A 25495-nucleotide genomic window follows, 5' to 3' on the forward strand; every position below is an offset into this window, starting at 1 on the left:
TGAGTATTGGTCAATATAATCATTTGAATTAGGAGGAACATGATGAAGTTAGGTTATCAAACGAACACTTGGGGAGGCGTAATTGGCCATCCTGCAGGTGTAACGTCAGTAAAAGATGCATACTATCTTGCAAATGGATCAACGGAAGCAGCATTGAAAGATATTGCCGCAGCAGGTTACAAGGGTTTTGAACTTTTTGATGGAAACCTTATGCAATATAAAGGGAAAGAAGAAGAGTTTAAAAGCTTGATTGAAGAGCATTCACTAGACTTTATCGGAGTTTATACTGGTGGGAACTTTATCTTTCCGGACATTTTAGAAGATGAATTAATGAAAATTGAAGAAGTTGCTGCTCTAGCATCTACTCTAGGAGCAGAGCACCTAGTTGTTGGTGGAGGAGCAATTCGAGCTAAAGGTATTTTAGAGAGCGATTACAGAGATTTAGGTGAAGCATTAAATAAGGTCAGTCATATTGCTGAAAAATATGGGCTTATTGCAAGCTACCATCCACACTTAGGTACTTGTGTGCAGTCACCGGAACAATTAGATAAATTAATGCCATTAACTGTCATTAACTTATGTCCTGACACTGCACACATTGAAGCAGGTGGGGGGGATCCGGTAGACATCATTAAAAAATATATTGATCGTATTCAATATGTTCATTTTAAGGATTATCAAAATGGAGAATTTTTACCATTAGGTGAAGGAAACCAAGAATTTGATGAAATGGTAAGAGTGTTAGAAGAAGTTCAATATGATGGGTGGATAACAGTTGAACTTGATAGCTACGAAGATCCAAAGGCTGGTGCAGACATTAGCCGTAAATATCTTTCGAAATATGAATCTTTGACATCAATATAAAGATTGTCCAAAACAAGGGGGCACATTATGAAAAAGTTACTTTCTATTTTATCTATGGTTTCGTTAGCGACAATGCTAGGTCTTGCAGGATGCAGCCAAGGAAGTTCTACTACCTCTGAAACAAGTGATCAAGATCAAGGTTCAACAGAAGAAGTCGCAACAGAAGTATCTGGTCCTATCGCTATTAATCAGGAAATTCCTGATCAAGAAATCTTAAGTAAAGGGCCTGATGGAGAGTCGGCTGTGTCAGCAAAAACACTTGAGCTAACAGAAGAGGAAGTTCAAAAGATTAAAGAAGGTAACTATAAGGCAGCCATTGTTATGCACTATGCTGGAAATGACTGGGCTACAGCACAAATTGAAGGGTTGAAAGCAACATTTGCCAGAATGGGAATTGAGGTAGTAGCAGTAACAGACGCGCAATTTAAAGCAGAAAAACAAGTATCAGATATTGAAACAGTATTAGCTAAAGATCCAGATATCATCGTTGGGATCCCTGTTGATCCTGTGTCTACAGCATCGGCATTTAAGAAAGCGACCGATGCGGGAGTAAAAGTGGTATTTATGGATAATAAGCCAAATAATTTAGAAGCTGGTAAGGATTATGTAAGCGTTGTATCCGCTGATAACTATGGAAATGGAGTTCAGGCAGCTGAAATAATGGCAGAAGAATTAGGTGGGAAAGGGAATATCGGTGTTGTCTATCATGATGCAGATTACTTTGTTACAAAACAACGTGTTGAAGCATTTGAGAAAACAATAACAGAAAAATATCCAGACATTGAAATCGTAGAGCGTGGTGGAATTGTGGCACCGAACGATGGAGAAAAAGTCGCTTCAGGTATGTTAACAAAGAACCCTAATCTTGATGGCATGTTTGTCGTTTGGGATGTTCCTGCAGAGGGGGCATTAGCGGCAGCACGGACAGCTGGAAGAAATGACCTAGTTATCACAACAATTGACTTAGGAACAACAGTTGCCATTGATATTGCTTCAGATGGAATGATTAAAGGCTTAGGCGCACAGCTTCCATATGATCAAGGAATATCAGAAGCGATTTTAGCTGGATATGGTTTGCTTGGAAAAGAAGCACCTGCATATGTAGCAGTTCCCGCATTAAAAGTAACACCGGATAATGTATTAGATTCTTGGAAACTTGTTTATTCAAAAGAAGCTCCAGATACGATTCAAGAAGCTGCAAAATAATAAAAGACAAAATTAATTGGAGGGAATAAATATGAAAAAATTAAACGTAGGAATGATTGGCGGAGGATTTATGGGAAAGGCACATGCTCTTGCTTACGCGGGAATGCCAATGTTTTTTTGGCCGGCACCTGCTGTCCCACATCGTCACACGCTTGTCGACGTGACAGATGAAATTGCAAAAGAAGCAGCAGCAAAATTAGGTTTTGATAATTACTCATCTAACTGGAGAGAGGTAGTAGAAAATCCAGAGATCGACATTATTGATATAGTGACACCAAATAATTCACATGCTGAAATTGCCATAGCTGCAGCAAAAGCTGGTAAACATGTAATCTGTGAAAAACCTTTAGCTAGAGATGCTGCCGAAACAAAAACAATGTTAGAAGCAGTAGAAGCAGCAGGTGTAAAGCATATGGTTGCTTTTAACTACAGAAGAACACCAGCTGTTGCACTTGCAAAAAAATATATTGAAGAAGGTAGAATTGGAAACATTTTGAACTTCCGTGGAACATATCTTCAAGATTGGTCTGCAGATCCTAATTCACCATTATCATGGCGCTTCCAAAAGGAAATTGCAGGATCAGGTGCATTAGGTGACATTGGTACACATGTTATTGATTTTGCCCGCTACTTAGTTGGGGAAATCACTGATGTCAATGCCGTATCAAAAACGTGGATCCCAGAAAGACCAGTTCAATCAGGCGGCGCAGACAAATTAGGAACTGTAAAAAGTGCAGGAGATGTTCCTAAAGGTAAAGTAGACGTAGATGATGAAATCACAACATTAGTCAAATTTGAAAATGGTGCAGTTGGAAGCATTGAAGCAACTCGTAATGCATGGGGACGCAATAACTTTCTAACATTTGAAATTCACGGTGATAAAGGCTCTATCTACTTCAACTATGAGCGTCGTGATGAACTTCAAGTCTGCTTCTCAGACGATCCAGGAGATGCAAAAGGGTTCAGAACTGTTTACACTGGACCAGCGCATCCGTACGGTGAGGGCTTATGGCCAATTCCTGCGTTAGGGATTGGTTACGGTGAAACAAAAATTATTGAAGCGTATGACTTTATTAAATCAATTGTGGATGATACAACAGTTTCTCCTAACTTTGATGATGGATATCGAATTGCTGTTATTAGTGATGCGATTCTTGAATCAGCTGAAAAAGGTCAGTGGGTGAATCTTGAAAAAGTACCTGCAAAAACAAATTAAGTTTTCACATCGAAAACCGCCAGGGATTAATATCTGGCGGTTTTTCAAGAGATAATGGAAATTTTGGAAAAAATATGTGAAAGGGAAGTATCTATGACATTTGCTGTAATACTTATTCTTATTTTAGCCATATTTGCATTACTTGGTACGATATTCACAGCAAAAAAATATAGAATCTAACTACAGTAAAAAAACAAAAGGTATCTAACAAGATTAACTTATATTTACGGAGTTGTCATTTCTTTTTCACTGCTATTTGTGGGGTTATATATTTTACTTAGATAAGTATTAGTAGAGGGTTATCATATAAAAGGGTGATATCATTGATACCAAGCTAGGTGGATGCAGGGAATATTTCAGGTATTCTTGCTCAAATCTAGGTCAAACTCTCGGCTAAAAAAGACATCCCATTTTTGGAATGCCTTTTTACTAGTTATTCTCATTCATAGCAATATCTTTCACAACATCCTCAAGTGTTACGCTCCTCAACATCTTCTCCATAGCTAACTGAGCTGATGTGAACAATGGTTCGATTGTATTCTGGATGTTCCTACCTACAGGACATTTTGGATTTGGGTTTTCATGGATGCTAAATAGCTCTTTTTCCTGTACTACATTCACTGCTTTATAAACGTCAAACAGCGTAATATCATATAATTCTTTTGAGAGTTTAGCCCCTGCAACACCTGGTTTTACCTCTATTAAACCAGCGTTTTTTAACATTCCCATGAGTTTTCTGATCACTGCTGAGTTTGTGTTCACACTGGATGCTAAAAATTCAGAAGACGTTATCCCTTCTTTATTTAATTCAATTAAAGCTAATATATGAATGCCGACAGCGAATCTGCTGCTGATTGACATGTTCAGTCACCACCTTGTGAATAAATCTGTTTACTAATTTATAAGTGTAATTAATTTGATTACAAGTCTATTATACCAAATTTCGAACAAAATAATATATGGGATCTAACCTGTTGACAAAATGACTACATGTAACTAAAATAAATACATGTAATCAAATTTGTTACAAGCGAAACCATAATGGAGGAATATAAATGAAAATATTAGTTACAGGTGCAACTGGAAAATTAGGATCTAAGGTTGTGGAGTCATTATTAATATCTATACCTGCGAGTGAGCTGGCGGTGAGTGTTCGAGATCCTGAGAAAGCAGAAGGACTTCGAGCTCGTGGAGTAGAGGTTCGAAAAGGTGATTTTGACCATCCAGAAACATTAGATGATGCTTTTAAAGGGATTGATCGTTTATTAATTATTTCTGCAGATGGTGATAATGATACAAGAATTCGTCAACATACAAATGCAGTGCAAGCAGCTGAACGTGCAGGGATAAAATTTATTGCATACACAAGTATCGCAAATGCAACAGAAAGCAAAAATTTAATGGCTCCTCCTCATGTTGCGACAGAAGCAGCCATCATGAAGACGGGTATCCCATATTCTTTCTTGCGTAATAATTGGTATTTGGAAAATGAAATTGGTAGCATTCAAGGTGCTATGGCAGGAGCTCCATGGGTAACTTCTGCTGGAACTGGTAAAGTTGGCTGGGCACTACAACAAGATTATGCAGATGCAGCAGCAGCCGTTCTTGTAGGTGAAGGGCACGAAAATACAGTATATGAACTTTCTGGTGCGCTTTTATCTCAAGAAGAATTGGTTACCGCTCTTGGTAGTGTATTAGGAAAAGAAATACCTGTAAAACAAGTTAGTGACGAAGAATATGCCGAAGTAATGAAAGGTTTAGGTTTACCAGAATTTGTGATTCCGATAGTAGTAGGAATTCAAGAAAGCATTCGAAATGGTTCACTTGAAATTGAAAGCAATGATTTTGAAAAAATTCTTGGTCGCCCAGTTACGCCAAACAAAGAGGCACTTACACAAATTGTAAATGTAAACCTCAATCAAAATAAAATAGATAATTCCGAAAATTAATCATGGAGATAAACCGACCTTCGTACGAGAAAAGGTCGGCCTTTTAATTAAGGAAGTATAAAAAGTTGGGGACTCGGATGAAAAATAGGTCATCCATGAATGTTCCGGTTGATCTTAAAATACGATCTAGGTAACTTTTTTGGTACAAGAGCTTGATATCCTTAGCTAGACCAATACTCTAATATTGCACAAAAATTGCACAGACTTAATTTATTTCATTGATGTTAATTAACTTATTTTACAACCACAAGCTAAAAAACGTTGATTTATTAATACTTATTTAACGCAGTTATATTACATTTAACTCTATTAATTCCCCACCCAATTTTGACAGGGTAGGGGTCGGGGGTTCGAATCCCTCTCGGATCATCAGAGTGAGAAGCTTCAATTCCTTGGTAGATAAGGGATTGGAGCTTTTTTGCTTCTTCACTACCAATTGTGAAAAATAGCTTAAATGATGAATGTACATTGTCACTAAAAAAATCTTGTTCAAACTTATTTGCAGTTTGTCGTTGTAACTCTGTACTAACATGTGAATAAATATCTAAAGTGACTTGAACACGGCTATGACCTAGTCGATCAGCAACAACTTTTGGATTTTCACCCAATGCCATTAATGCAGTAACATGGAGGTGTCGTAAATCATGGAATGTAATCTTAGGTAAATAAGCTTCTTTTATTTAGTGATTGGAATTGCCTTAGTAAATTTCTAGGTTCGATAGAAACTTTAAAACTCTTAATCCATAAGATATTGGAATATCTTCGTAACAAATAAGAATAATTGGCTTTAAATAGAATGTTGTTTACATGTTAAGTTTGAATTCAAACTTCAGCCCATGGCTGGCGAACTGTCTTAACGATTTCTGAAGAAATGATGGCCTTTTCCATCATAAGACCGAGGTATTGGTCCTGTGAGGCCTCAGGAAGGCTGTAAAAACTTGGGCCTCCTGCAATATATTCTCCCATCTTTTTCAAGCATGAAGCGATTGCAATTTCATCATCATATAGCCTTGCAGGGACAAAAGGATTGCGATAGATCCATTGTTCTCCGGCCATGATTCCATCAAGGTAGTACCCTTCTTGGTTTTCTTCTTCCCCTCTATTAATCCTTTTTAAATCCAAGGAAGCAGGAGTTGAATAGTCAGTCAATAATGTTAAACGGTTATCGAATATTTCCCCTTTGTCTCCACGAACTGACAGATGATTGGAACGAATCCACGAACGATGCTGGTCTTTTGTGAAATCATAGATTCCTAACTTTCCATCAAATTCAACCCAGGCCAAGTCTCGTTCAGCCATAATCATCTTTTCTTCTTTTGGAGGTCCGCTGCGATCTGGCCCAGCAACGATTGGTGCTGTAAATCGCATTCCTCTTATGATTGAATCCTCAAAGCCAATCCCAAGCATTTTTCTCATTAAGCTTACGCCGTGATAAAAATGAGAAATCGAAACAGTGGCCTGTGAAACATTTCCTATTCTCCCCGATTGAATGATGGAAAGTCTCGCTTCCTGTATTGGATGTAAATGATATTGTTCTGCGACTTGTACTTTAGCTCCTCTGCTGGTTAGTTTTTCATGGAGGGTTACTAACTCTTCTATTGATGGAGCAGGGGGAGTTTCTGCCAATACGGGGATACCAAGCTCTCCTAATTGAAGCAAATAGCCAGGACATGCTGATCCACTAACGGATACAACCACAAAGTCAGGTTTTTCATTTTCCAAGAGTTGATCGAGAGTACTGTAAGTAGAGATATTCCACTTTTGTTCTAAATACAATCCATTATCCTCGTTCCTAACAACCATTCCGCATACACGAAATTGCTCAGGAAGTGCATGTGCAATTCTAAGGTAATATTGAGCCCTAAAACTGGCACCTCCAATAATACTAAATGAAATCATCGGTAATTACCTCCAACCTTTTTTGTCAGTCAAACAGAGAGTACATGAAACTAGAAAACAGTTAAATATTTTTAGATTACATAATAAACAAACAAAGTTCAATGCAAAATGTATTTTAGGAACCAGAGAAACATTTGTCTATTATCTTTTATGTCGAAACTTGTTTTCTAATAACTCTTGAAAAAGAAAACGCTTACAATTACAATAACAATAGGTTGGATGGCGTGAGTGGCTGTCAAAGTATTTGGCGTAGGTGGGGCTGATACCAGGAACAGATTTAAAGAGTTTAATGTTTTTTCTATGTTCCGTATATTTATTTGTATGTATAAAAGTTTAATAGAATGGTAACTATTTAGATAAAGGATTTAAACAAGGGGGGGATAAATAGTGTCTAAACAAAGCAAATTAACGTTTTCGGATTTTGTTAAAAGAGATCGATTTGAACTAAACTCTTATGTTGCATATTTGATCCATCAAGTAAAAGATAATAGTACGGAAAAGTTTAAAGATAAAATGATAAAACATTAGATTAATATGTAAACGAAAGGGATAAAAAGTAATGATTGAAAAAATAATTTAAGCGGCCTTGTTTACCAGTAAAGGTGAAAACAAGGCCGCTTATTTTTGTTATGTTTAGTCAACCGCACAACAAATGGTGACGTCAGTTCTGATTTGCATCCATCATCTTCAACTCGAGTTCATTTATAGATTTCTTATTAATTACTTTCCTATGTAAAGGTAGATTAATAGAACCTTTTCCTTACTTCGGAAAAGGTTTATTTTATTTTGAGTTTCTGCAAAAAAGCCAATATTCCATATTAGGAGTATTGGCTTCCAAGAACTATTTATGGGGTTTGTGATGCACAAACTCGTCGTTTTAACGAAGATGCTTCCAGTGTAAGCGGTGTAGAAGTGCTAACAATCAGCGTTGATTTACCATTTGCACAAAAAAGATGGTGTGGATCAAATGGGCTAGAAAATGTTAAAACGCTTTCTGATCACCGTAGCCTTTCATTTGGTGAAGCATATGGCGTTCATATTAAAGAATTACGCCTTTTAGCAAGGGCCGTTTTTGTTATTGATTCAACTGATAAGGTTACTTACGTTGAATATGTAAACGAAGTTTCAAATCATCCTGATTATGAGGCTGCAATTGAGGCTGTTAAAGCAGCACGGTAAGTGAAAATAAAATACAAAAAAAGGAGGTTCCTTTAGTTAGCTCCTCCTTTTTGGTTCATTTTTTTAAGAATAGTATCTAAATTATACTAAATGAATCCTTCACATCTGGAGTATATATATTTTAATACTCTAAAGATAAGTGTTATTAACTGGTCTTTAGGGAATTCTATATGCCTTCTTTCAGGAAAACGGGATTATTAGTGGGAAAGTATTTTTAAGGAATTTTTTCGTCAAACCTGTATCCACCCGGTTATAAAAATTGTAGAATATTTATCCAAGTGATTCAACAAGATGACAATCTGCCTGGCGAGCGGGATCTTTCTACTATGCTTGGATGCAGTAGAACTTCCCTGAGAGAAGCTCTTCGAGTATTAGAGGCTGAAGGAATTGTTATTGCAAAACCTGGTGGCGGACGTTATGTACAGAATGTTGACCATCGTCTTGTTATGGAATACAGTTTTGACGAGCATGCCATTCACTTTCTTTATGGCGAACGTCCTTATTATTTTGGTATTGTTCCTATTTTAGCTGAAACAGCTTCACAAATTGGAATCAACAAATTAGAAATTGCACAAGCATCACTTCTTGGTCAGCCTCTTTATTTGTTAAGTCCTCTTGTTGGCTCTGTTTATGTATTAATTGGGTTTGTTGGTATAAATTTTCGTGACCATATTAAATTCTCTACTAAATACGCTGTTGGCAGTGCTCTTGTCATGATAGTAGTTGGTATTATTACAGGTGCATTGTCCATTTAATTGAATACTGTTTTCTAAAAATAACTGAGCAGAACACATGTATTAACGAACTGTCCTGCTCAGTCTTTTACGTTGGAGGAAAAATTTGAAGCAATCGTTAATACCATGTTCATAATAGTGCAAGCAAGATTCAGTACCATAAGGTAGAAAGGCTTCACTATACTCGATACAGTGTTGAAGTACATGATTTCACGAGTTATAAATAAATTTGAGATTGTATAATAAATACGTTAACTAATTTTCAAGTCAGATATATATTGAAAAGATATAAAAAACTAATGGGGGAAGGAAAGTCCCTATTAATCTCGGAATATAAACTTCGTGTAAAGTATCTATTACCACAACTTAATTTGAGTAATTAATACGTCTTAAATCCTTAATAGTACAGGAGAAAAGGCGTTTTTTTATTGGATCTTTTTTGTAGTTGTTTGTAGACAGTTAAGTGAGTTTGCATTTGCATGCAAAAAGGAAAAGGGTTCACTAAGAAAAACATACCTAAAAGTGTATTGTCACGCGTTAAATTGTAAATCCTATATTATATATGATACTTGATTTTAGTATTAGCAAAAAATCTTAATACAATAATTGGTCAACTATTTAAATGAAGGAGGATAACAAATGAGAAAAACAGATGAAATGAAGAAAAGTAAGACGAATAAATTATGGATTGCAATGTTTTTACTTTTTTCAATTTCTTTATTTATATATACATTTTTCCTGTTCTTAACCAATGGGGAGGGTGGTATTCCATTTATGATTCTTATGATTAGTAATGCTATATTTTTCGGCAGCCTTCGTATGGGAGAACTAAAAGTAAAATACAATTAGGTGGTGTTACTCACCTTGCTGTGGTTCTGATTTCCTCTTGTAACTACGCTCCTCACATGGATTCGTGCTTTGAGGCACAAACTCTGAGGGGCTAGTAATTTTACTTATCTACATTCTAACCCTCTATTTATAAGAAGTCTTTCCTAAACCCTTCCCAACACTCAATAGTTGCAGTATAGACTTTTGTTCAGCGTTTATTCTAATCCTTTCCCTCGTGCTAAGTCCTTCCCAATGTTTTTTAATGTTCATTAACCTTTCATTTATTAAGCTTTTTGATTCTATATTCCTCAAAGAAGAATTCAATTATTAACGTGATGTATAAAGTGTGGGAGCGACATCTTTGTTAACAGTGAAAACATGAACAGGAAACGAATGCCTCCCATTGTCATCATATAAGGCTAATGCGTAATGTATTGATTACATTTAAAGAGAAAAAAATTTTTTATATTTTTATTTATAAAAACTCTTCTTAGTTAATTTTTTTAACAAAAATTGAGCGGAAAATATAATTCAGTTGGCCTATTAATGATTTCAACCTTTGAAATCTCTACTTGAGGTTATTTTATAAATAGGGAATTCTTTATATTCTTTTGGTTAGAAAGGTTGATAAAAGGTCACAAAAGTAGAGTTAGAAATTAAAACGCTTTCAAAAAAGTGAATAGCGGTAATCTTCCTAATGATTTAACATTCAATGCATGAAGGCGTTTTCATAAGGTGTGTTAAGATAATAATTACTTGGAGGGAGGATATTATATTGAGTCCTGAAATTATTACACTATTATTCTTACTTTTCGCTGTTATTATGTTTGCTTGGGAAAAGATACCACTTTCAATTACAGCAATGATTGTTGCTGTTGGGCTTACACTTACTGGAATTCTGGACCCAGCAGAAGCATTTGCGGGTTTTGTAGATGGTAATGTTCTTCTTTTTATGGCCATGTTTATTGTAGGTGCTGCATTTTTTGATACTGGGATGGCTCAGAAAGTAGGAGGAGTAATTACTAAGTTTGCGAAAACAGAAAGACAGTTAATCATTGCTGTAATGGTTATTACAGGTTTAATGTCTGGAGTTCTTTCTAATACAGGAACAGCAGCAGTACTTATACCAGTTCTAATAGGTATAGCTGCAAAGTCTGGTTTTGCTCGATCTAAACTACTTTTGCCTTTGGTGATGGCTTCAGCAATGGGAGGAAACCTTAGTTTAATTGGTGCTCCAGGTAACATGATAGCTCAGTCGGCATTACAGGAAATGGGTTTGCAGTTTGGTTTCTTTGAATATGCAAAAGTTGGTCTGCCAATGCTTATTATTGGGATTATATATTTTGGTATATTCGGATATAAACTGCTCCCGGATAGAAAAGATGATCCCCTGGATTCAGATAATATCTATAGTAAAAAAGTTGATTACTCGAAGGTACCAAAATGGAAACAGAATGTGGCATTAATTGTACTTATTCTAACAATTTTGGCCATGATATTTGAAGATCTAATTGGCGTGAAGTTATATATTTCAGCGTGGATAGGGGCATTGGTTTTAGTTGCTACAAAAGTTATTTCAGAGAAAAATGCAATGAAATCTATAGATATGAATACGATCTTGCTATTTGTAGGTTCACTGGCACTTGCAGAATCAATGGTGAAATCCGGTGCGGGAGACTTATTAGCAAGTACTATTGTTGGCACCTTAGGTGAGAATCCGTCACCCTATCTCTTATTATTCGTTGTATTTGTTTTAGCAGCAGTCATGACAAACTTTATGTCCAATACTGCCACTACAGCACTATTGGTTCCAATAGGTCTTTCGATTGCGAATGTAATGGGAGCAGATCCAAAAGCTGTTTTAATGGCAACAGTAATTGGAGGATCTTGTGCTTATTTAACACCAATTGCAATGCCGGCAAACACGATGGTATACAGTTTGGGAGGCTATACGTTTAAAGATTACGTAAAAGCGGGTGCACCATTACTTTTAATTTCAACAATTGTAGCCATGATTTTGTTACCAATTCTTTTCCCTTTCTATCCATAATCAGAAATCGATAAGGAGATATAGTAAGTTTTGATTGTTAAACGTGATTATGTAGAAAGATAACTTGAAAAAAACAAGATTTTATAAATAGAGCTATAAAAAAATAAATCTAAAATATTTACTAAGGTATTAATTTAGAATGTAAGGTTTAAAAAAAGATAAAAATATAGTTTATAAATCCATGAACTCCTCTTGTGAATAGCTTTGTTTAAATGAAATGAAAAGGTTAGTTTTTTATTGATTTCAAGTAGATAAACGGTTGAAAGTTCTAGGTAACTAGGAAAAACAAGAAAAACCTTTAAATAATCGGATAGCGTTTACAATTTTGATAATTTAAGATTTTGAATAAGAAACATCCTCAAAGATACTTCTTTTTAGGAGATTAAAAATTAGTCCACTATTTATTATTAGATTCATTATTCATAGCTGTAATGAATCTAATAACTGAGGATTGTTTAAAGATACTTTGTAGCAGATTTTATCATGTTCCTTCTAAACTAAAGTAAGTATAAAAAGGAGAGTTAATATGGAAAAAATACAAATGGATAAAAAACAAGAAGTAGAAAAAATGACAGACATCATGTCAAAGTTTATTTCCCTTGTCAGCTACAAGCTTCCTAAAGATGTAGAAGCTAAACTAAAAGAACTAAGTGAAGAAGAGACAAATCCTCTTTCAAAAATCATCTATGAAACGATGGAAGAAAACCAAAAACTAGCGTATGAGTTAAAGAGACCATCTTGTCAGGATACAGGAGTTCTTCAGTATTTTGTAAAGTGTGGAGAGAACTTCCCGTTAATTGGACAATTGGAAAAACTTTTAAGACAGAGTGTATATAAGTCAACGAAAGAAACACCATTACGTCATAACTCAGTAGAGACTTTTGATGAATACAATACAGGAGAAAACATCGGTAATGGTTCACCTAGTATCTTCTGGGAGATTGAAGAAGATAGTGACAAAGTAGAAATCTATACGTATATGGCAGGGGGAGGTTGTACCCTTCCAGGAATGGCAACGGTTCTTATGCCTGGTGAAGGGTATGAAGGCGTCGTAAAGTTTGTACTTGATCGAATGACAAGTTACGGACTCAATGCATGTCCTCCACTTCTAGTAGGTGTAGGGATTGGAACATCTGTTGAAACAGCCGCTATGAACTCCAAAATGGCTCTAATGAGACCAGTTGGAAGTAAAAATCCAAATCAAAATGCAGCGAAAATGGAAAAACTCCTTGAAGATGGAATAAACGCGATTGGTCTCGGACCTCAGGGTCTAAAGGGATCTAAATCTCTAATGGGTGTAAATGTTGTGAACACCGCACGACATCCTTCAACTATTGGAGTGGCGATTAATACAGGATGTTGGTCTCATAGACGAGGAAAAATTACCTTTGACGCTAATTTGAATTACGAAATTGATACTCACGAGGGGGTAACACTATGAGTAAGAAGGTATTAACAACACCAATAAAAGATGAAGATCTAAAGGATATTAAAACAGGAGATATTATTTATCTTACTGGTACAATCGTAACCTGCAGGGATGTTGCCCATCGAAGACTTATTGAAGAAAAAATTCCGTTACCAGTTGATCTTAAAGGAAAGGCAATTTTTCACGCAGGTCCTATTGTTAGGGACCTTGGGAATGATAATTACGAGATTGTTTCAGTTGGTCCTACAACTAGTATGAGAATGGAGAAATTTGAGAAGGAATTTATTGAAGAAACAGGTGTGAAACTTATAGTAGGTAAAGGTGGTATGGGAAAAAATACCGAAGAAGGATGCAGGGAACATAAAGCACTCCATCTCGTCTTTCCAGCTGGAAATGCTGTATTTGCAGCAACAAAAGTTGAACAAATAAAAGAGGTGCATTGGAAAGATCTAGGGATGCCTGAATCACTTTGGGTATGTGAAGTAAAAGAATTTGGCCCGCTAATTGTTTCTATCGATACAGAAGGAAACAATATTTTTGAACAAAATAAGATAGAGTTTAATAAAAAGAAGGAAGAACAATATGAACTCATTAGCAAACAGGTTCGATTTATCAAGTAAGTGAAGGAGTTCGTGTGGAATGAAGACATTACTGAATACACAAACTATAGTTCGCTATCAGTACCAAGGTAAAGTGTATTATGGAATTGTTGATGAAGATGTAATTATACAATTGTCTAGTGATTTCACTGATGTAGTTAACAATGAACTAAAGTTTGATGGCGAAAGAGTAAAATATAATGAAGTAAAGGTTTTGGAGCCGGTGGTTCCCAAGAAAATTGTTAATTTTGGTTGGACATATGCTGAGCATGCAAAAGAGACTGGTGGGACGGCAAATCTTGGTGAACCATTTCTTTTTTTAAAGCCCACTTCTTCTCTCATTCCAGATCAAGGTGAAATCATTCTTCCGCCGGCTAATTTAACCAAACAAGTAGAATTAGAGGGAGAAGTAGCATTAGTTATAGGTAAACGTGCTAAAAATGTAAAGGAAGAAGAAGCTTTAGATTATGTTTTTGGTTGTACTATCTTTAATGATGTGACAGCAAGAGATCTTACTAAATCAGATCCTCAGTTTACAAGAGGAAAAGGTTTCGATACATTTGCTCCGTTGGGTCCTTGTATTGTTACGGGTATAGATCCAACTAACTTAAGGATTGTTACCACTTTAAATGGAGAAGTTGTCCAAGAGGGTAATACGAATCAGATGTCACTTTCTATTCCTTTCCTTATTAGTTGGATTTCACAGGTAATGACACTTGAGCCCGGTGATATTCTTGCTACTGGTTCACCTTCAGGAAGTTGTCCTATGAAAGTGGGAGATACTGTAGTCGTTGAAGTAGAGCATATTGGTCAACTAAGAAATTATGTAAAGTAGACATTAGTTTTTAAAAATGAATTGTAGATATTATTTTCTGGCGATGCTGAAAAAAGCATCGCTTTTTTATTGTTAATCTAATACAGAGGGGTATAATTTGAATTACAAATTGCTTTAAGAGAGTTGGTGAATTATATGGATCAAATGTATTATTCGTTGGAAAATCACAAAAGAGATATTGATGTTAAGCAATATGTATACTATATAGGATCCTATCATTATAATTGGCATGATGCTATGGAACTCTTAATTGTTCTTCAGGGAGAGATTGAAGTAAGTCACAATGGCAGGAACGATATATTAGCAGAAGACGATCTCATGATTATTAATAGTAATGTAGGACATGCAACTCTTGCGAGAAAACCAAATTCCATCGCAATGGTTATTCATCTGCATCCAATTTATTTTAGCTCCTATTTTAGTGATTACCAATTACTTCAGTTTAAGTGTATATCAATAGGTGAACATCATAATAAAGAACCTTTCAAGAAAATAAGAAGACTTGCTGTTGAAATGATTCAATATATGGGAGGGAATACACCAACTGAAAAGTTGTGGTGTGAGAGTCTCCTTCATGAGTTAACGGCAAATTTGGTTAAATATTTTCCTCCAGAAGAGATATCATCAACAGAAATGGCAAGTAACAAGCGGAAAAATGATGCCGTGAATGAAATTATTCATTATATTGATAAGAATTATAAAAATAAAATCAGTTTAGAAGAGCTCTCGAATGTATTTGGATATAATAAGAGCTACATTTCGCAAATCGTTAAGCTTAATCTTGGTATCAACTTTTACGAATATCTGACTAGAATTAGGTTAAGGGAAGCTACTTATGCCCTTGCCAATTTGGAAGAAAAAATCTCAGATATTGCTTTATCCTATGGATTTTCAGAGGTGAAATCGTTTAATACGGCGTTTAGAAATAGCTTCGGAAAAACGCCTTCAGAATACAGAAAACAATTATCTATTAAAAAGGATTCGCAAAGTTTGGTAAATGAAAAAAGGTATCTTACAGAAGGGGAATTTAGAGAATTAATTAAAGTCCAGGAGGAATTTAAACCATCATCTGATTTTCTACTTCAGGATAATAAGGAGCAGGAAGAAAAAAAACTATTAAATAAAGAAGATTATCAAACTATTAGTGAAATTCGAAAAGAGCTGGATAGTACCCTGAAAAAGGTTAGGAAGATAGAAAAAAAGTTATTTTAATCTTACCTATTAACTACGGTGTTTCATAAGATTGATTGCATTTATTTCGTAATTAAAACAATGTCTATAAAAGAAGTTAATCTAATCTTTGAAAAGTATAAAATTCACATTTGTATCGAAAATTCTACAATTATCTTTGATACCCCTCCCATTCAAGAGTGCTTTCACCTTCCTTACTGTTGTTAGTTAACAGATGAAATCAAAGAATTGATGGAAAGTAATATCCAAAGCTTTATTAATAATCTCCCTAAAAAGTTAGAAGGAGACAATATAATTCCAAAAGAAACAACAAAATGACTTAAATAAACTTCTTCCTTAACTCGTAAAGGGTTCCGTTTTCAGGTGAATCCTTACTTAATGACACAAGAAAAGACGTATGAATTGGCATACGTCTTTTTCCTTATTTATTAACTTTTTCTACGAAATTCCCTTAACTTTGATAGCAATTGACATCGCTATTATGATGGACAGTAAGTATTGTAAAACTAAAAAAGATGGTCAAGTCTTCTGTCATTTGCAGTGCCGTTTTGAGTACCAATTTTATTATCTTTATTAGCTGGTCGTTAAAAAGCTGCTGATTCCCTCATTTAGGATTGAGAGGGTTCGCACGTATCGGTTGGGAGATCAGGTTAAGCAACAGAGCTGATAAATACACGGAAAAATTCCGCTTAATTAATAATTAATAGTAAAAAAGCCTGAAATAGACGGAGAGATTCCGCCTATTGGCTCGAAAGATTCGAAAATAGATAACTTTACTTTGCATAAGCGGAAAAACTCCTCTTATTTACTCTGAAACACGCTCCACTATGCATTGTAACCGGAATATCTCCGCTTATTTTACTTTCGCAGTTCTTCGATAAAGGCAAGACATCTTATTTAAAAAAATTATGATGAACCCTATCACCTGTAAGTTTCATATCCCTAATAAAGAAACTCGCCAATTACTTCGGCGAGTCTTACCGTTTATATACCAATAATGATGCCAATACGATAGTCATTTCAGCATATATTTTTAAAATGCACCTCAAAATAGAACGGTTTACTTAACTCGGAAGGGGTTTATTTAAGTTCATTCAGATTTTTCCTAAGAAAAAACCAACATATTCTATGCAGGTTTCTGTAAATTATTTATGTTGTGCTGCGAAAAGAGTTTGTATATGTTTAATCTCAATCTCTTTCTCTTTCTTTGAACTAGACCGGAAAGATTTAGAGCTAGAGAGATTATGGTTTCCAGAAATGGTGTATGATTTTGCGTAATATTCCATGCCTTCAATTAACTTTTGTAGAAACTTTTCCATTTATTTTTACCTTCTTTCGTATGAACGAAATTTATGTAATCATTATCGTTCTTCCACTTGATAAAGGCAAAGCCGATGGTAACGGTAGCATTTCTGATGAAAACGGGAACATCAGGGAAGAAAACAATTACATGTCTAGATTTCTTAAAATCTCTTTTGTTCTAATCGTATATTGGGTTTTTAGTACTTTAAAATAGTTGACAGTAACTAAGAATAAAATTATTATTTAATATGTGGTTTACTTAGTAGACAAGTAAACAAGAGAGTGATGTTCATTCATTAATTTGTTTACTAAACAGTTAAATCTTATATATTTTTTAATGAAAGTAGGGGAATTTATGAGAAAAATTGCTGTGCTAACAAGCGGTGGGGATTCTCCTGGAATGAATGCTGCAATTAGGGCTGTAGTATTGAGCGGGGCTAACAAAGGATTAGAAGTATTCGGGGTCTACAATGGATATGAGGGACTCATAGGAGGAAATATTGTTCCCCTGAATCAGAAGAATGTAAAGGATATCATCCAGCGAGGCGGAACCATTTTACGTACCTCGAGAAGTGAGCGTTTTAAACAGGATGAGTGGTAGTTCAATGCCATACGAACATTAAAAGATTTAGAGATTGAAGGTCTAGTCGTAATTGGTGGTGACGGATCTTTTCAAGGAGCAATGAAATTAGGTGAAAAGGGACTTCCAGTAGTGGGAATACCAGGAACAATTGATAACGATATTTCTGGTACAGACTATTCAATAGGTTTTAATACGGCAGTAAGTACGGCTATTGATGCCATTGATAAGATTCGTGATACAGCATACTCTCATGAGAAGACGACAATTGTAGAGGTTATGGGGCGTGATGCCGGGGATATTGCTTTATGGTCTGGACTTTGTACAGGAGCAGAATCAATTATCATTCCAGAAGCTACTTACCAAATGAAAGATCTTATTACCCGTATCGAACAGGCACGAGAGCAGGGGAATAAGGAATCTATCATCATAGTTGCAGAGGGAGTGTGTAGTGCTGAAGAAATAAGAGATGAATTAAAAGAACATATTAGTTTAGATTCAAGAGTAGTTGTCCTAGGTTTCTTACAACGTGGTGGAACCCCTACTGCTTATGACAGAATGATTGGTAGTCAAATGGGAGCAAAAGCGGTTGATCTTCTACTAGAAGGTAAGCATGGAAGTATGGTTAGTATAAAGGATGGAAAAATTACTCACACCCATTTTAACCAAGCTGCCAAAGAACTTCATAAAATCGACATTTCTTTATATCAGCTGGCACTTAATTTATCAACATAAGCTTACCGGAAAGGTTTGTAAGGGCTAACAAAGGAAATATAGGAAATGACAATGTATAAGAAATTCTTTTACGAAAAGTAAATGAACAGGATATACTAGAGAACTAGCATAGTAGAACGGAGGGCAATTATGCCATTATTATTTACAGCTATTGGAGTTGTCATATTACTCATATTAATTATGGGATTTAAACTGAACACCTTTGTGTCACTAATTATTGTATCTTTTATTGTTTCTTTATTATTGGGAATTCCTGCAGGGGATATTGTTCATACAATTGAAAGCGGTTTAGGAGGGACTCTTGGTCATATCGGTTTAATCTTTGGACTCGGTGCTATGCTTGGTAGACTCATTGCAGATGCGGGTGGAGCACACCGTATTGCCATGACGTTAATAAACCGGTTTGGGGAAAAGAAAATTCAGTGGGCTGTGGTGTTTGCTTCATTTATTGTTGGAATCACTTTATTTTATGAAGTCGCCTTTGTTTTATTAATTCCTATTATCTTTACGATTGCCAAAGAGTTAAACATTTCGATTATTAAGTTAGGTCTTCCAATGAGTGCTACCTTATTAGCAACGCATTCCTTTCTTCCACCCCACCCGGGTGCGACGGCTGTTGCTGCGGAGTATGGGGCAGATATGGGGACAGTTTTACTCGTCGGTATTGTCATTGCGATACCAACTGTTGCAGTCGCAGGAGTGTGGTATACAAGATTAGTAGAGAAATGGATGCCAGCTACATTTTCAAGAGAAAGTAATTTGGATTCAATAGGTGAACAAAAAGAGTTTAAAGAGGACGAGACCCCTGGTTTCGGGATCAGTGTTTTTACAGCCATCTTTCCGGTTATTTTAATGACTTTTGGAACAATAGTAGATTTTGTTCAGAGATTAGTAGGTTTCTCGGATAATGGCGTTATCTTATTAATTCGTTTTATCGGAAACTCTTCTACAGCGATTTTGCTATCTTTATTGTTAGCTATATACACAATGGGAATTGCCAGGAAGATTCCAATGAGAACATTGATGGGATCATGTGGAAAATCTATTAATGCCTTAGGAATGCTCCTTCTTATCATTGGTGGAGGAGGAGCTTTTAAGCAAGTTCTTATAGATGGCGGAGTAGGGGATTATATCGCTCAACTATTCGAAGGAAAGGCCATTTCACCAGTTCTACTTGCATGGACAGTAGCTGCAATCTTACGTATTGCACTCGGATCCGGTACGGTTGCCACATTATCAACGGCAGGTTTAGTTATCCCGATATTGAGCCAAACCCCAGACGTTAATTTAGTATTGGTTTCCCTTGCAACAGGGGTCGGAAGTTGTATGGGCTCACATGTAAATGACGCAGCATTCTGGATTGTAAAAGAGTATATGGGAATGACCATGAAAGAAACCTTTGCAACCTATAGTGTACTTTCTTCTATTACAGCTGTAGTTGGATTAGGGTTTATTTTAATTCTTGATGTATTTATTTAGATAGATAATATCGTGTCTTTACAAAATGTAAATTACTACAAAATAATAAAAAAGGTGTTCAAAGAGCCTGGCTTTTGGAGCATCTTTTTATTTTGGCTTATATGTGAAACGTTATTTTTATAAGAGAAGAGTGTGTAAGAAAATGATGAATAACAATATGCTTTATCAAAAAAACGTTTGACAATTAGTTTTATGAAAAGTACAATTTAACTACAAGGTTACTTAGTAGACAAGTGAACAAGAAGAAAAAGTATAGTGTGTTCTTTATTTTTATGAGGTATGTTTAACTTTACCGAATTTTTTGTGAAAATGTAAAGGATTACATAACCCATCTGTGCAATATAAACATGGCTCAGGATAAGTCTCTTTAATTTTAATAATTGCTGTTTTCGTAAAGATTGTTGCTTTTAAATAATAGTTTAACTCTATAGTGGAATGGAGCGGAAGAAACTTGACTCCTGCGGGAAGCAAGTTTTTGGAGCGCAATGGAACGAACTATTATTTACTATCAACTGAATTAAATAACAACAAAGTATGCGGAAACAGCCAAATTATTCTACACTTAACTTCTTGAGAAAATTGCATGTAAAACTAAATAAAATTAAAGCGCTTACCAAAATAAGGCCAAATTAGATTAGGTTTCTCATTATTTAACCCAAAAATAAAAAGGATCAGAGGGTGGGGATAAAATGAAAACGCTTCAAAAGTTGATGATCATTTTTACAATAGGATTAGCTCTAAGTATATTAGTAGTTTTCTTAACTACTAGTAATGCAGTAGGCTTTAATAACGAAACCATCATTAGGTTTGGACATGGCGCTGCAGAATCAAATGAAAGACATTTAGCTGTTATGAAATTTAAAGAACTTGTAGAAGAAAAATCAGATGGAAAAATGAAAGTGCAAGTGTATCCTAATGAGCAACTCGGCTCTGAGGTGGAAATGATAGAAAGTGTTACGTTTAATGACCTTCAAATGGTAGCCGCGAGTGCTTTTAGTCAATATGATCAAAGAATAAGTGTGTTTGAATTACCGTATCTATTTGATTCCTACGAACAGGCGTGGAGTAATCTGGATAGTGAGATTGGACAGCGAGTGGCAGAACCTCTATTAGAAGATGGGTTAAGAGTAGTAGCATATTTTGAGAACGGTTTCCGTCATGTTACGTCAAATAAACCAATTGAAGAACCGGAAGATTTAGGTGGTTTGAAAATTACAACACCGGAGTTTCCACTATCAATAAGTACCTTTAAGGCATTTGGTTCTAACCCTACACCGATGGCATTTGGCGAATTATATATGGCTTTACAACAAGGTACTGTCGATGCTCAAGAAAACCCAATCGCAAATACGTATGCTAGTAAATTTAATGAAATTCAAGATTATCTAAATTTAACTGGACATCAATATATGCCATTACCTGTAGCCATTAGTGAAGAGTTTTGGCAAACGCTTACTCCAGAGGAGCAGGAGATTATTAAAAGCAGTGCAAGTGAAGCTGCAACGTTCCACAGAGAGATTTTAAGAGAAAATGAAGAAAAGATGATTAGTGAACTACAAGATGCCGGTATGACAGTTATTCAACCAGATCGAGATAAATTTAGAGAAAAAGCTGAAGCAGTTTATGAGGCGTATAAAAATAGGTTCGGAGAGGATTTTGTTAATAACGTTTTGAAGGCAGTTGAACAAAAACAATAAGTTTCAAAGTACACCATAAGGAGGGCATGTCATGAAAGTAATCAAGTGGTTAGAAGAACACTTTGAAGAATATATCTTAATCGTATTGAGTGTTCTTACAGTAATTATTGTATTTACACAAGTATTTATGAGATATGTGCTGGGAGAGTCTCTTACTTGGTCAGAGGAAGTTGCAAGATATCTATTTATTTGGATGATATATGTAGGTATTAGTTATGGAGTGAAAAAAGAAAAACATCTTGGTGTCGATGCCTTTCCAATGCTGTTTGAAAAAAAGGGAAAAATAATCATTGATATGATCGCCAGTTTCTCATTTTTACTATTTGCTGTGATCATGACTTACTACGGTTTTGATATCGTCCTAAAGGTAACGAGAGAATCAGCTGCATTGGAATTACCTCTTGAATGGGTTTATGCTGCACCTGTCGTCGGAATGATTTTAACATCGATTCGTCTCATTCAAAAATTAGTTCGTTTAGTAAACCAATTGAAAACGTTAAATCAACCTAACTTTGACCAGAGTGAAGAAAAGACTGATCTTCGGGAGGAAATTGTATGACTAGTTTTGTATTATTTGGTACCTTCTTTTTGTTTATGCTTCTTTCCGTCCCGATTGCAATCTCTCTAGGGTTAGCGGGTTTAGTCACGGCCGTTTATTCACCGAATATTTCTATTACGTTTCTTGCACAAGGCTTTGTCACTTCGACTGATAATTTCGCGTTAATGGCCATTCCTTTTTTTATCCTGGCCGGTGAGATAATGGGTAAGGGAGGAATATCAAGTCGATTATTCAATTTAGCTAATATATTTGTAGGTCGTTATACAGGCGGTTTCGCAATAGCAGCAGTTGTCACTTGTATGTTCTTTGCGGCTATTTCCGGATCTGGGCCAGCAACAGTAGCAGCAGTTGGCGGCATTATGATTCCTGCAATGGTAGCGGAAGGCTATGATAGAAAATTTGCAACTGCTGTAATCGTAACAGCTGGGTCTATTGGAATCATTATTCCTCCAAGTATCCCGATGGTTCTTTTTGGAGTTTCAGCTAACCAGTCAATCGGGGATTTATTCCTAGGTGGTATTATCCCTGGAATTTTAATTGGAATTTGTTTGATGATTTGGTGTTATTTCTATTCCAAGAAGAAGGGCTATTCAGGTACGAAAGAGAGCTTCAGCTTTAAAAAGATGCTTAGTGCTTTAAATCAAGCCAAATGGTCACTTTTAGTTCCAATCATTATATTAGGCGGGATATACGGAGGAATTTTTACTCCAACAGAAGCAGCTGTTTTTGGAGTTGTATACGCAGCGTTTGTTAGTCTATTCCTGCATAAGGAAATCAAAATCAGCAAATTCCCTAAAATTATTGCGGAAGCAGCTATAAGCTCTGTTTCTATTCTCATTATTATTGGAACAGCAAACGCATTTGGTACGATTCTAACAATGGAGAAAATACCACAAGCTGTTGCAGAGTCTTTCTTATCAATATCTGAAAACTCAATAGTGATCATATTAATCATCATTCTTTTGTTACTCATTATAGGATGTTTTATTGATACATCAGCAGCAGTGATTATCTTTACACCAATTCTTTTTCCAGTAGCAAGCCAAGTAGGTTTAGATCCAATTCATTTTGGAATTATCATGATTGTGACATTATCGATTGGTTTTATTACACCGCCACTTGGTGTGAATCTATTTGTCGGCTCAGGTATATCCGGACTTAGTATGCCTACATTAGTAAGAGCTGTTGTCCCGTTCTTTTTCATCATGCTTGTTAGTTTGGCAATTATTGCAGTTATACCCAAATTAACACTTTTATTACTGTAAGTTGGAGTGAGAGATTATGTCTCTCCTCTTATTTTTTGGCTATTTTCGCAAAGATTGTTGCTTTTAATTACTACTTTAACTCTATAGTGGAATGAAGCGGAAGACACTCGACTCCTGCGGGAATTGAGGAAAGGCTGAGACCCCACAGGCGAAGCCGAGGAGCATTCCTGTTTATAATCCTAAAGGGTTCTTGCAAAATAAAAAGTCCTCTTGTAAGATGCTTGAGTATCAACTTCCCAATCGAAACTCAATCACCATACAGGAGGACATATGATGAATAGTAATACCAATCACAAAATTAATCAAGTTTCTGAAACTACTTTGGTCATTGGAATCGATATTGCCAAGCAGAAACACTTTGCATGTGCAATGGACGATCGTGGCCGTGTGTTAGAGAAATCATTTCCGTTCTTTCAATCAGATGCCGGTTTTGAACAGCTGGTTAAAAGAATCAAGTCTCTACAATCTCTCCATCAAAAATCAGAGGTTATAGTTGGATTTGAACCCACTGGGCACTATTGGATGAACTTAGCTGCATATCTGGTTGATCAGCAAATTCGATTTGTCTTGGTAAATCCTATGCACGTCAATAGAACGAAAGAATTAGATGATAACCTTCAAACCAAAAACGACCAAAAAGACGCTCGTGTTATCGCTAGCTTAATACGTGACGGACGGTTCACTTATTCTCGAATACTAACTGGAGTAGAAGCAGAACTTCGAAACGGAGCGAGCCTTCGGTCTAAATTACAAGAAGATATTACATCTATTAAAAACCGTATGATACGTTGGACAGATCTTTATTTCCCTGAGTTTCAGCACATATTCAAAAGTTTTGGGAAGAACGCTTGCGCTGTGCTTGAAATGACACCATTACCAATCGATTTTGATGGTAAAAGTGATAAAGAACTGATTCAGCTATACAAAAATGTAGAAGGACTACAATGTCTTTCTTTTTCTAAGATTCAAAAGTTAAAAATGCTAGCCACCAAGTCCATCGGACTTACAGAGGGATTAGAAATGGGACGATTTGAGATAAAAACATTGCTTTCTCAATTCAAGGCTCTTTCAAAACAACTAGAAGTTTTATCTTCAAGATTATCTGAACTCGCACAGCAATTGACAGACTACGAGTATATCTTATCTATTCCTGGTTTAGGTGAAAATACAGCAGTTGAATTACTCTCTGAGATTGGTTCCCTTAGCCATTATGAGCATCCACGCCAACTAATTAAATTAGCGGGACTCACACTTAGGGAAAACTCTTCAGGCAAACATAAAGGTCAAAAGAAAATCTCAAAAAGGGGTAGAAGAAAACTCAGAGCTATATTATACAGAGTTATTCTTCCTTTGATTCAACATAACATAGCATTTAAATCCCTTTACCAATACTACACAACTCGTACTGTTAATCCGCTGAAGAAGAAAGAAGCCATGGTTGTATTATGTGGGAAGTTACTTAAAATTCTACACGCTTTGTGTGTGAAACGTGTGCACTTTAATGCAAGTCTTATGATAAGAGACCTCCATTGCCTCCAAGAGGCAGCTTGAGCTACTTCTTAGTAGTTTGTGAAATCTAAACAAGAGGATGACACGGAGAAGCCGGCACAATATGAGCCATTAGACCAAGAGTCCCTCGAGGAGCATCGCCAGCCTCTGCCTTATGAATAGACCAAACGAAGGAATGTATGCGCTAGACGCCAAGAGACATGGGAGGGTTCGTCATCATAAGATTCGCAGAGATCCAATGTGCATCATATAAGCACTTTAGAGTTAATGATTTCCAATTAGCTCTAGCGAAGCGTAAGCTTCCCCTTACAGATTCTTGAACATTTAGAAAATCTTATTAAATAATTAAGGATAAAAAAATTTTATTAGCCAGGAAAGTGGCTTTAAAGG

Annotated in this window: 20 protein-coding genes and 2 pseudogenes; 19 read left to right on the forward strand and 3 right to left on the reverse strand. The window is 35.8% G+C overall.

Annotation, left to right across the window (positions count from 1 at the left end; genetic code table 11):
• Positions 1-42 precede the first annotated feature (42 nt).
• From HWV59_RS06635 to HWV59_RS06645, 3 genes are read left to right on the forward strand one after another with little or no spacing between them, the layout of a single operon-like run.
• Complete coding sequence (locus HWV59_RS06635; RefSeq protein ID WP_175638379.1) at positions 43-864, forward strand: sugar phosphate isomerase/epimerase family protein; 822 nt, start codon at positions 43-45, stop codon at positions 862-864.
• A gap of 27 nt (positions 865-891) precedes the next feature.
• Entirely contained in the window at positions 892-2070 is a 1179-nt protein-coding gene (locus tag HWV59_RS06640) for a substrate-binding domain-containing protein (protein WP_102232351.1), read from the forward strand.
• A 31-nt stretch (positions 2071-2101) separates the two neighbouring features.
• The gene (locus tag HWV59_RS06645; RefSeq protein WP_102232352.1) at positions 2102-3286 is read left to right on the forward strand and encodes a levoglucosan dehydrogenase; all 1185 of its coding nucleotides are present in this window, start codon (positions 2102-2104) and stop codon (positions 3284-3286) included.
• Positions 3287-3715: 429 nt separating this feature from the next.
• Here the strand turns inward: HWV59_RS06645 and HWV59_RS06650 are convergent, their stop codons facing one another.
• Entirely contained in the window at positions 3716-4147 is a 432-nt protein-coding gene (locus HWV59_RS06650; protein WP_102232353.1) for an Rrf2 family transcriptional regulator, read from the reverse strand.
• Positions 4148-4341: 194 nt separating this feature from the next.
• On the opposite strand from HWV59_RS06650, the gene HWV59_RS06655 reads away from it, so the two are divergent.
• Positions 4342-5235 (forward strand): SDR family oxidoreductase, encoded by an 894-nt coding sequence (locus HWV59_RS06655; protein ID WP_102232354.1) that lies wholly within the window; start codon positions 4342-4344, stop codon positions 5233-5235.
• Between the two features lie 269 nt (positions 5236-5504).
• On the opposite strand, the gene HWV59_RS06660 is transcribed toward HWV59_RS06655, so the two are convergent.
• Positions 5505-5849 carry a hypothetical protein gene (locus HWV59_RS06660; protein WP_235991673.1) on the reverse strand — a complete coding sequence of 115 codons (345 nt, stop codon included), beginning with the start codon at positions 5847-5849 and terminating at the stop codon, positions 5505-5507.
• A gap of 208 nt (positions 5850-6057) precedes the next feature.
• Positions 6058-7134 (reverse strand): Gfo/Idh/MocA family protein, encoded by a 1077-nt coding sequence (locus HWV59_RS06665; RefSeq protein ID WP_175638380.1) that lies wholly within the window; start codon positions 7132-7134, stop codon positions 6058-6060.
• Between the two features lie 387 nt (positions 7135-7521).
• On the opposite strand from HWV59_RS06665, the gene HWV59_RS06670 reads away from it, so the two are divergent.
• The 15 genes and pseudogenes from HWV59_RS06670 to HWV59_RS06740 all read left to right on the forward strand — a co-directional run bounded on the left by HWV59_RS06670 (position 7522) and on the right by HWV59_RS06740 (position 25147).
• The gene (locus HWV59_RS06670; protein ID WP_175638381.1) at positions 7522-7662 is read left to right on the forward strand and encodes a hypothetical protein; all 141 of its coding nucleotides are present in this window, start codon (positions 7522-7524) and stop codon (positions 7660-7662) included.
• 315 nt (positions 7663-7977) lie between these two features.
• A pseudogene (tpx, locus tag HWV59_RS06675) lies at positions 7978-8313 on the forward strand (thiol peroxidase); the annotation flags it as partial.
• 278 nt (positions 8314-8591) lie between these two features.
• Entirely contained in the window at positions 8592-9068 is a 477-nt protein-coding gene (locus HWV59_RS06680; protein WP_142385651.1) for a GntR family transcriptional regulator, read from the forward strand.
• 618 nt (positions 9069-9686) lie between these two features.
• Positions 9687-9896, forward strand: a complete 210-nt coding sequence (locus HWV59_RS06685) for a hypothetical protein (protein ID WP_102232359.1) — start codon at positions 9687-9689, stop codon at positions 9894-9896.
• 754 nt (positions 9897-10650) lie between these two features.
• Entirely contained in the window at positions 10651-11925 is a 1275-nt protein-coding gene (locus tag HWV59_RS06690) for an SLC13 family permease (protein WP_102232360.1), read from the forward strand.
• A gap of 526 nt (positions 11926-12451) precedes the next feature.
• The gene (gene ttdA / locus HWV59_RS06695) at positions 12452-13366 is read left to right on the forward strand and encodes a L(+)-tartrate dehydratase subunit alpha (protein ID WP_235991674.1); all 915 of its coding nucleotides are present in this window, start codon (positions 12452-12454) and stop codon (positions 13364-13366) included.
• Positions 13363-13974, forward strand: coding sequence for a L(+)-tartrate dehydratase subunit beta (gene ttdB, locus HWV59_RS06700; protein ID WP_102232361.1), 612 nt, complete (start codon positions 13363-13365; stop codon positions 13972-13974). Before ttdA ends, ttdB begins: the two co-directional genes overlap by 4 nt.
• 19 nt (positions 13975-13993) lie before the next feature.
• On the forward strand, positions 13994-14788 hold the full coding sequence (locus tag HWV59_RS06705) for a fumarylacetoacetate hydrolase family protein (protein ID WP_102232362.1): 795 nt from the start codon (positions 13994-13996) through the stop codon (positions 14786-14788).
• A gap of 135 nt (positions 14789-14923) precedes the next feature.
• On the forward strand, positions 14924-16000 hold the full coding sequence (locus HWV59_RS06710; RefSeq protein ID WP_102232363.1) for a helix-turn-helix domain-containing protein: 1077 nt from the start codon (positions 14924-14926) through the stop codon (positions 15998-16000).
• A gap of 1636 nt (positions 16001-17636) precedes the next feature.
• Positions 17637-18596 (forward strand): annotated as a pseudogene (gene pfkA / locus HWV59_RS06715) (6-phosphofructokinase).
• 129 nt (positions 18597-18725) lie between these two features.
• On the forward strand, positions 18726-20075 hold the full coding sequence (locus HWV59_RS06720) for a gluconate:H+ symporter (protein WP_175638382.1): 1350 nt from the start codon (positions 18726-18728) through the stop codon (positions 20073-20075).
• 689 nt (positions 20076-20764) lie between these two features.
• Positions 20765-21772: a TRAP transporter substrate-binding protein gene (locus HWV59_RS06725; RefSeq protein ID WP_175638383.1), complete on the forward strand. Its 1008-nt coding sequence runs from the start codon at positions 20765-20767 to the stop codon at positions 21770-21772.
• Positions 21773-21803: 31 nt separating this feature from the next.
• Positions 21804-22331: a TRAP transporter small permease gene (locus HWV59_RS06730; protein WP_102232515.1), complete on the forward strand. Its 528-nt coding sequence runs from the start codon at positions 21804-21806 to the stop codon at positions 22329-22331.
• On the forward strand, positions 22328-23596 hold the full coding sequence (locus tag HWV59_RS06735; protein ID WP_175638384.1) for a TRAP transporter large permease: 1269 nt from the start codon (positions 22328-22330) through the stop codon (positions 23594-23596). Before HWV59_RS06730 ends, HWV59_RS06735 begins: the two co-directional genes overlap by 4 nt.
• A gap of 273 nt (positions 23597-23869) precedes the next feature.
• Positions 23870-25147, forward strand: a complete 1278-nt coding sequence (locus tag HWV59_RS06740) for an IS110 family RNA-guided transposase (RefSeq protein WP_175638385.1) — start codon at positions 23870-23872, stop codon at positions 25145-25147.
• Positions 25148-25495 lie beyond the last annotated feature (348 nt).

The sequence above is a fragment of the Metabacillus schmidteae genome, from assembly GCF_903166545.1.
Lineage (GTDB): Bacteria > Bacillota > Bacilli > Bacillales > Bacillaceae > Metabacillus > Metabacillus schmidteae.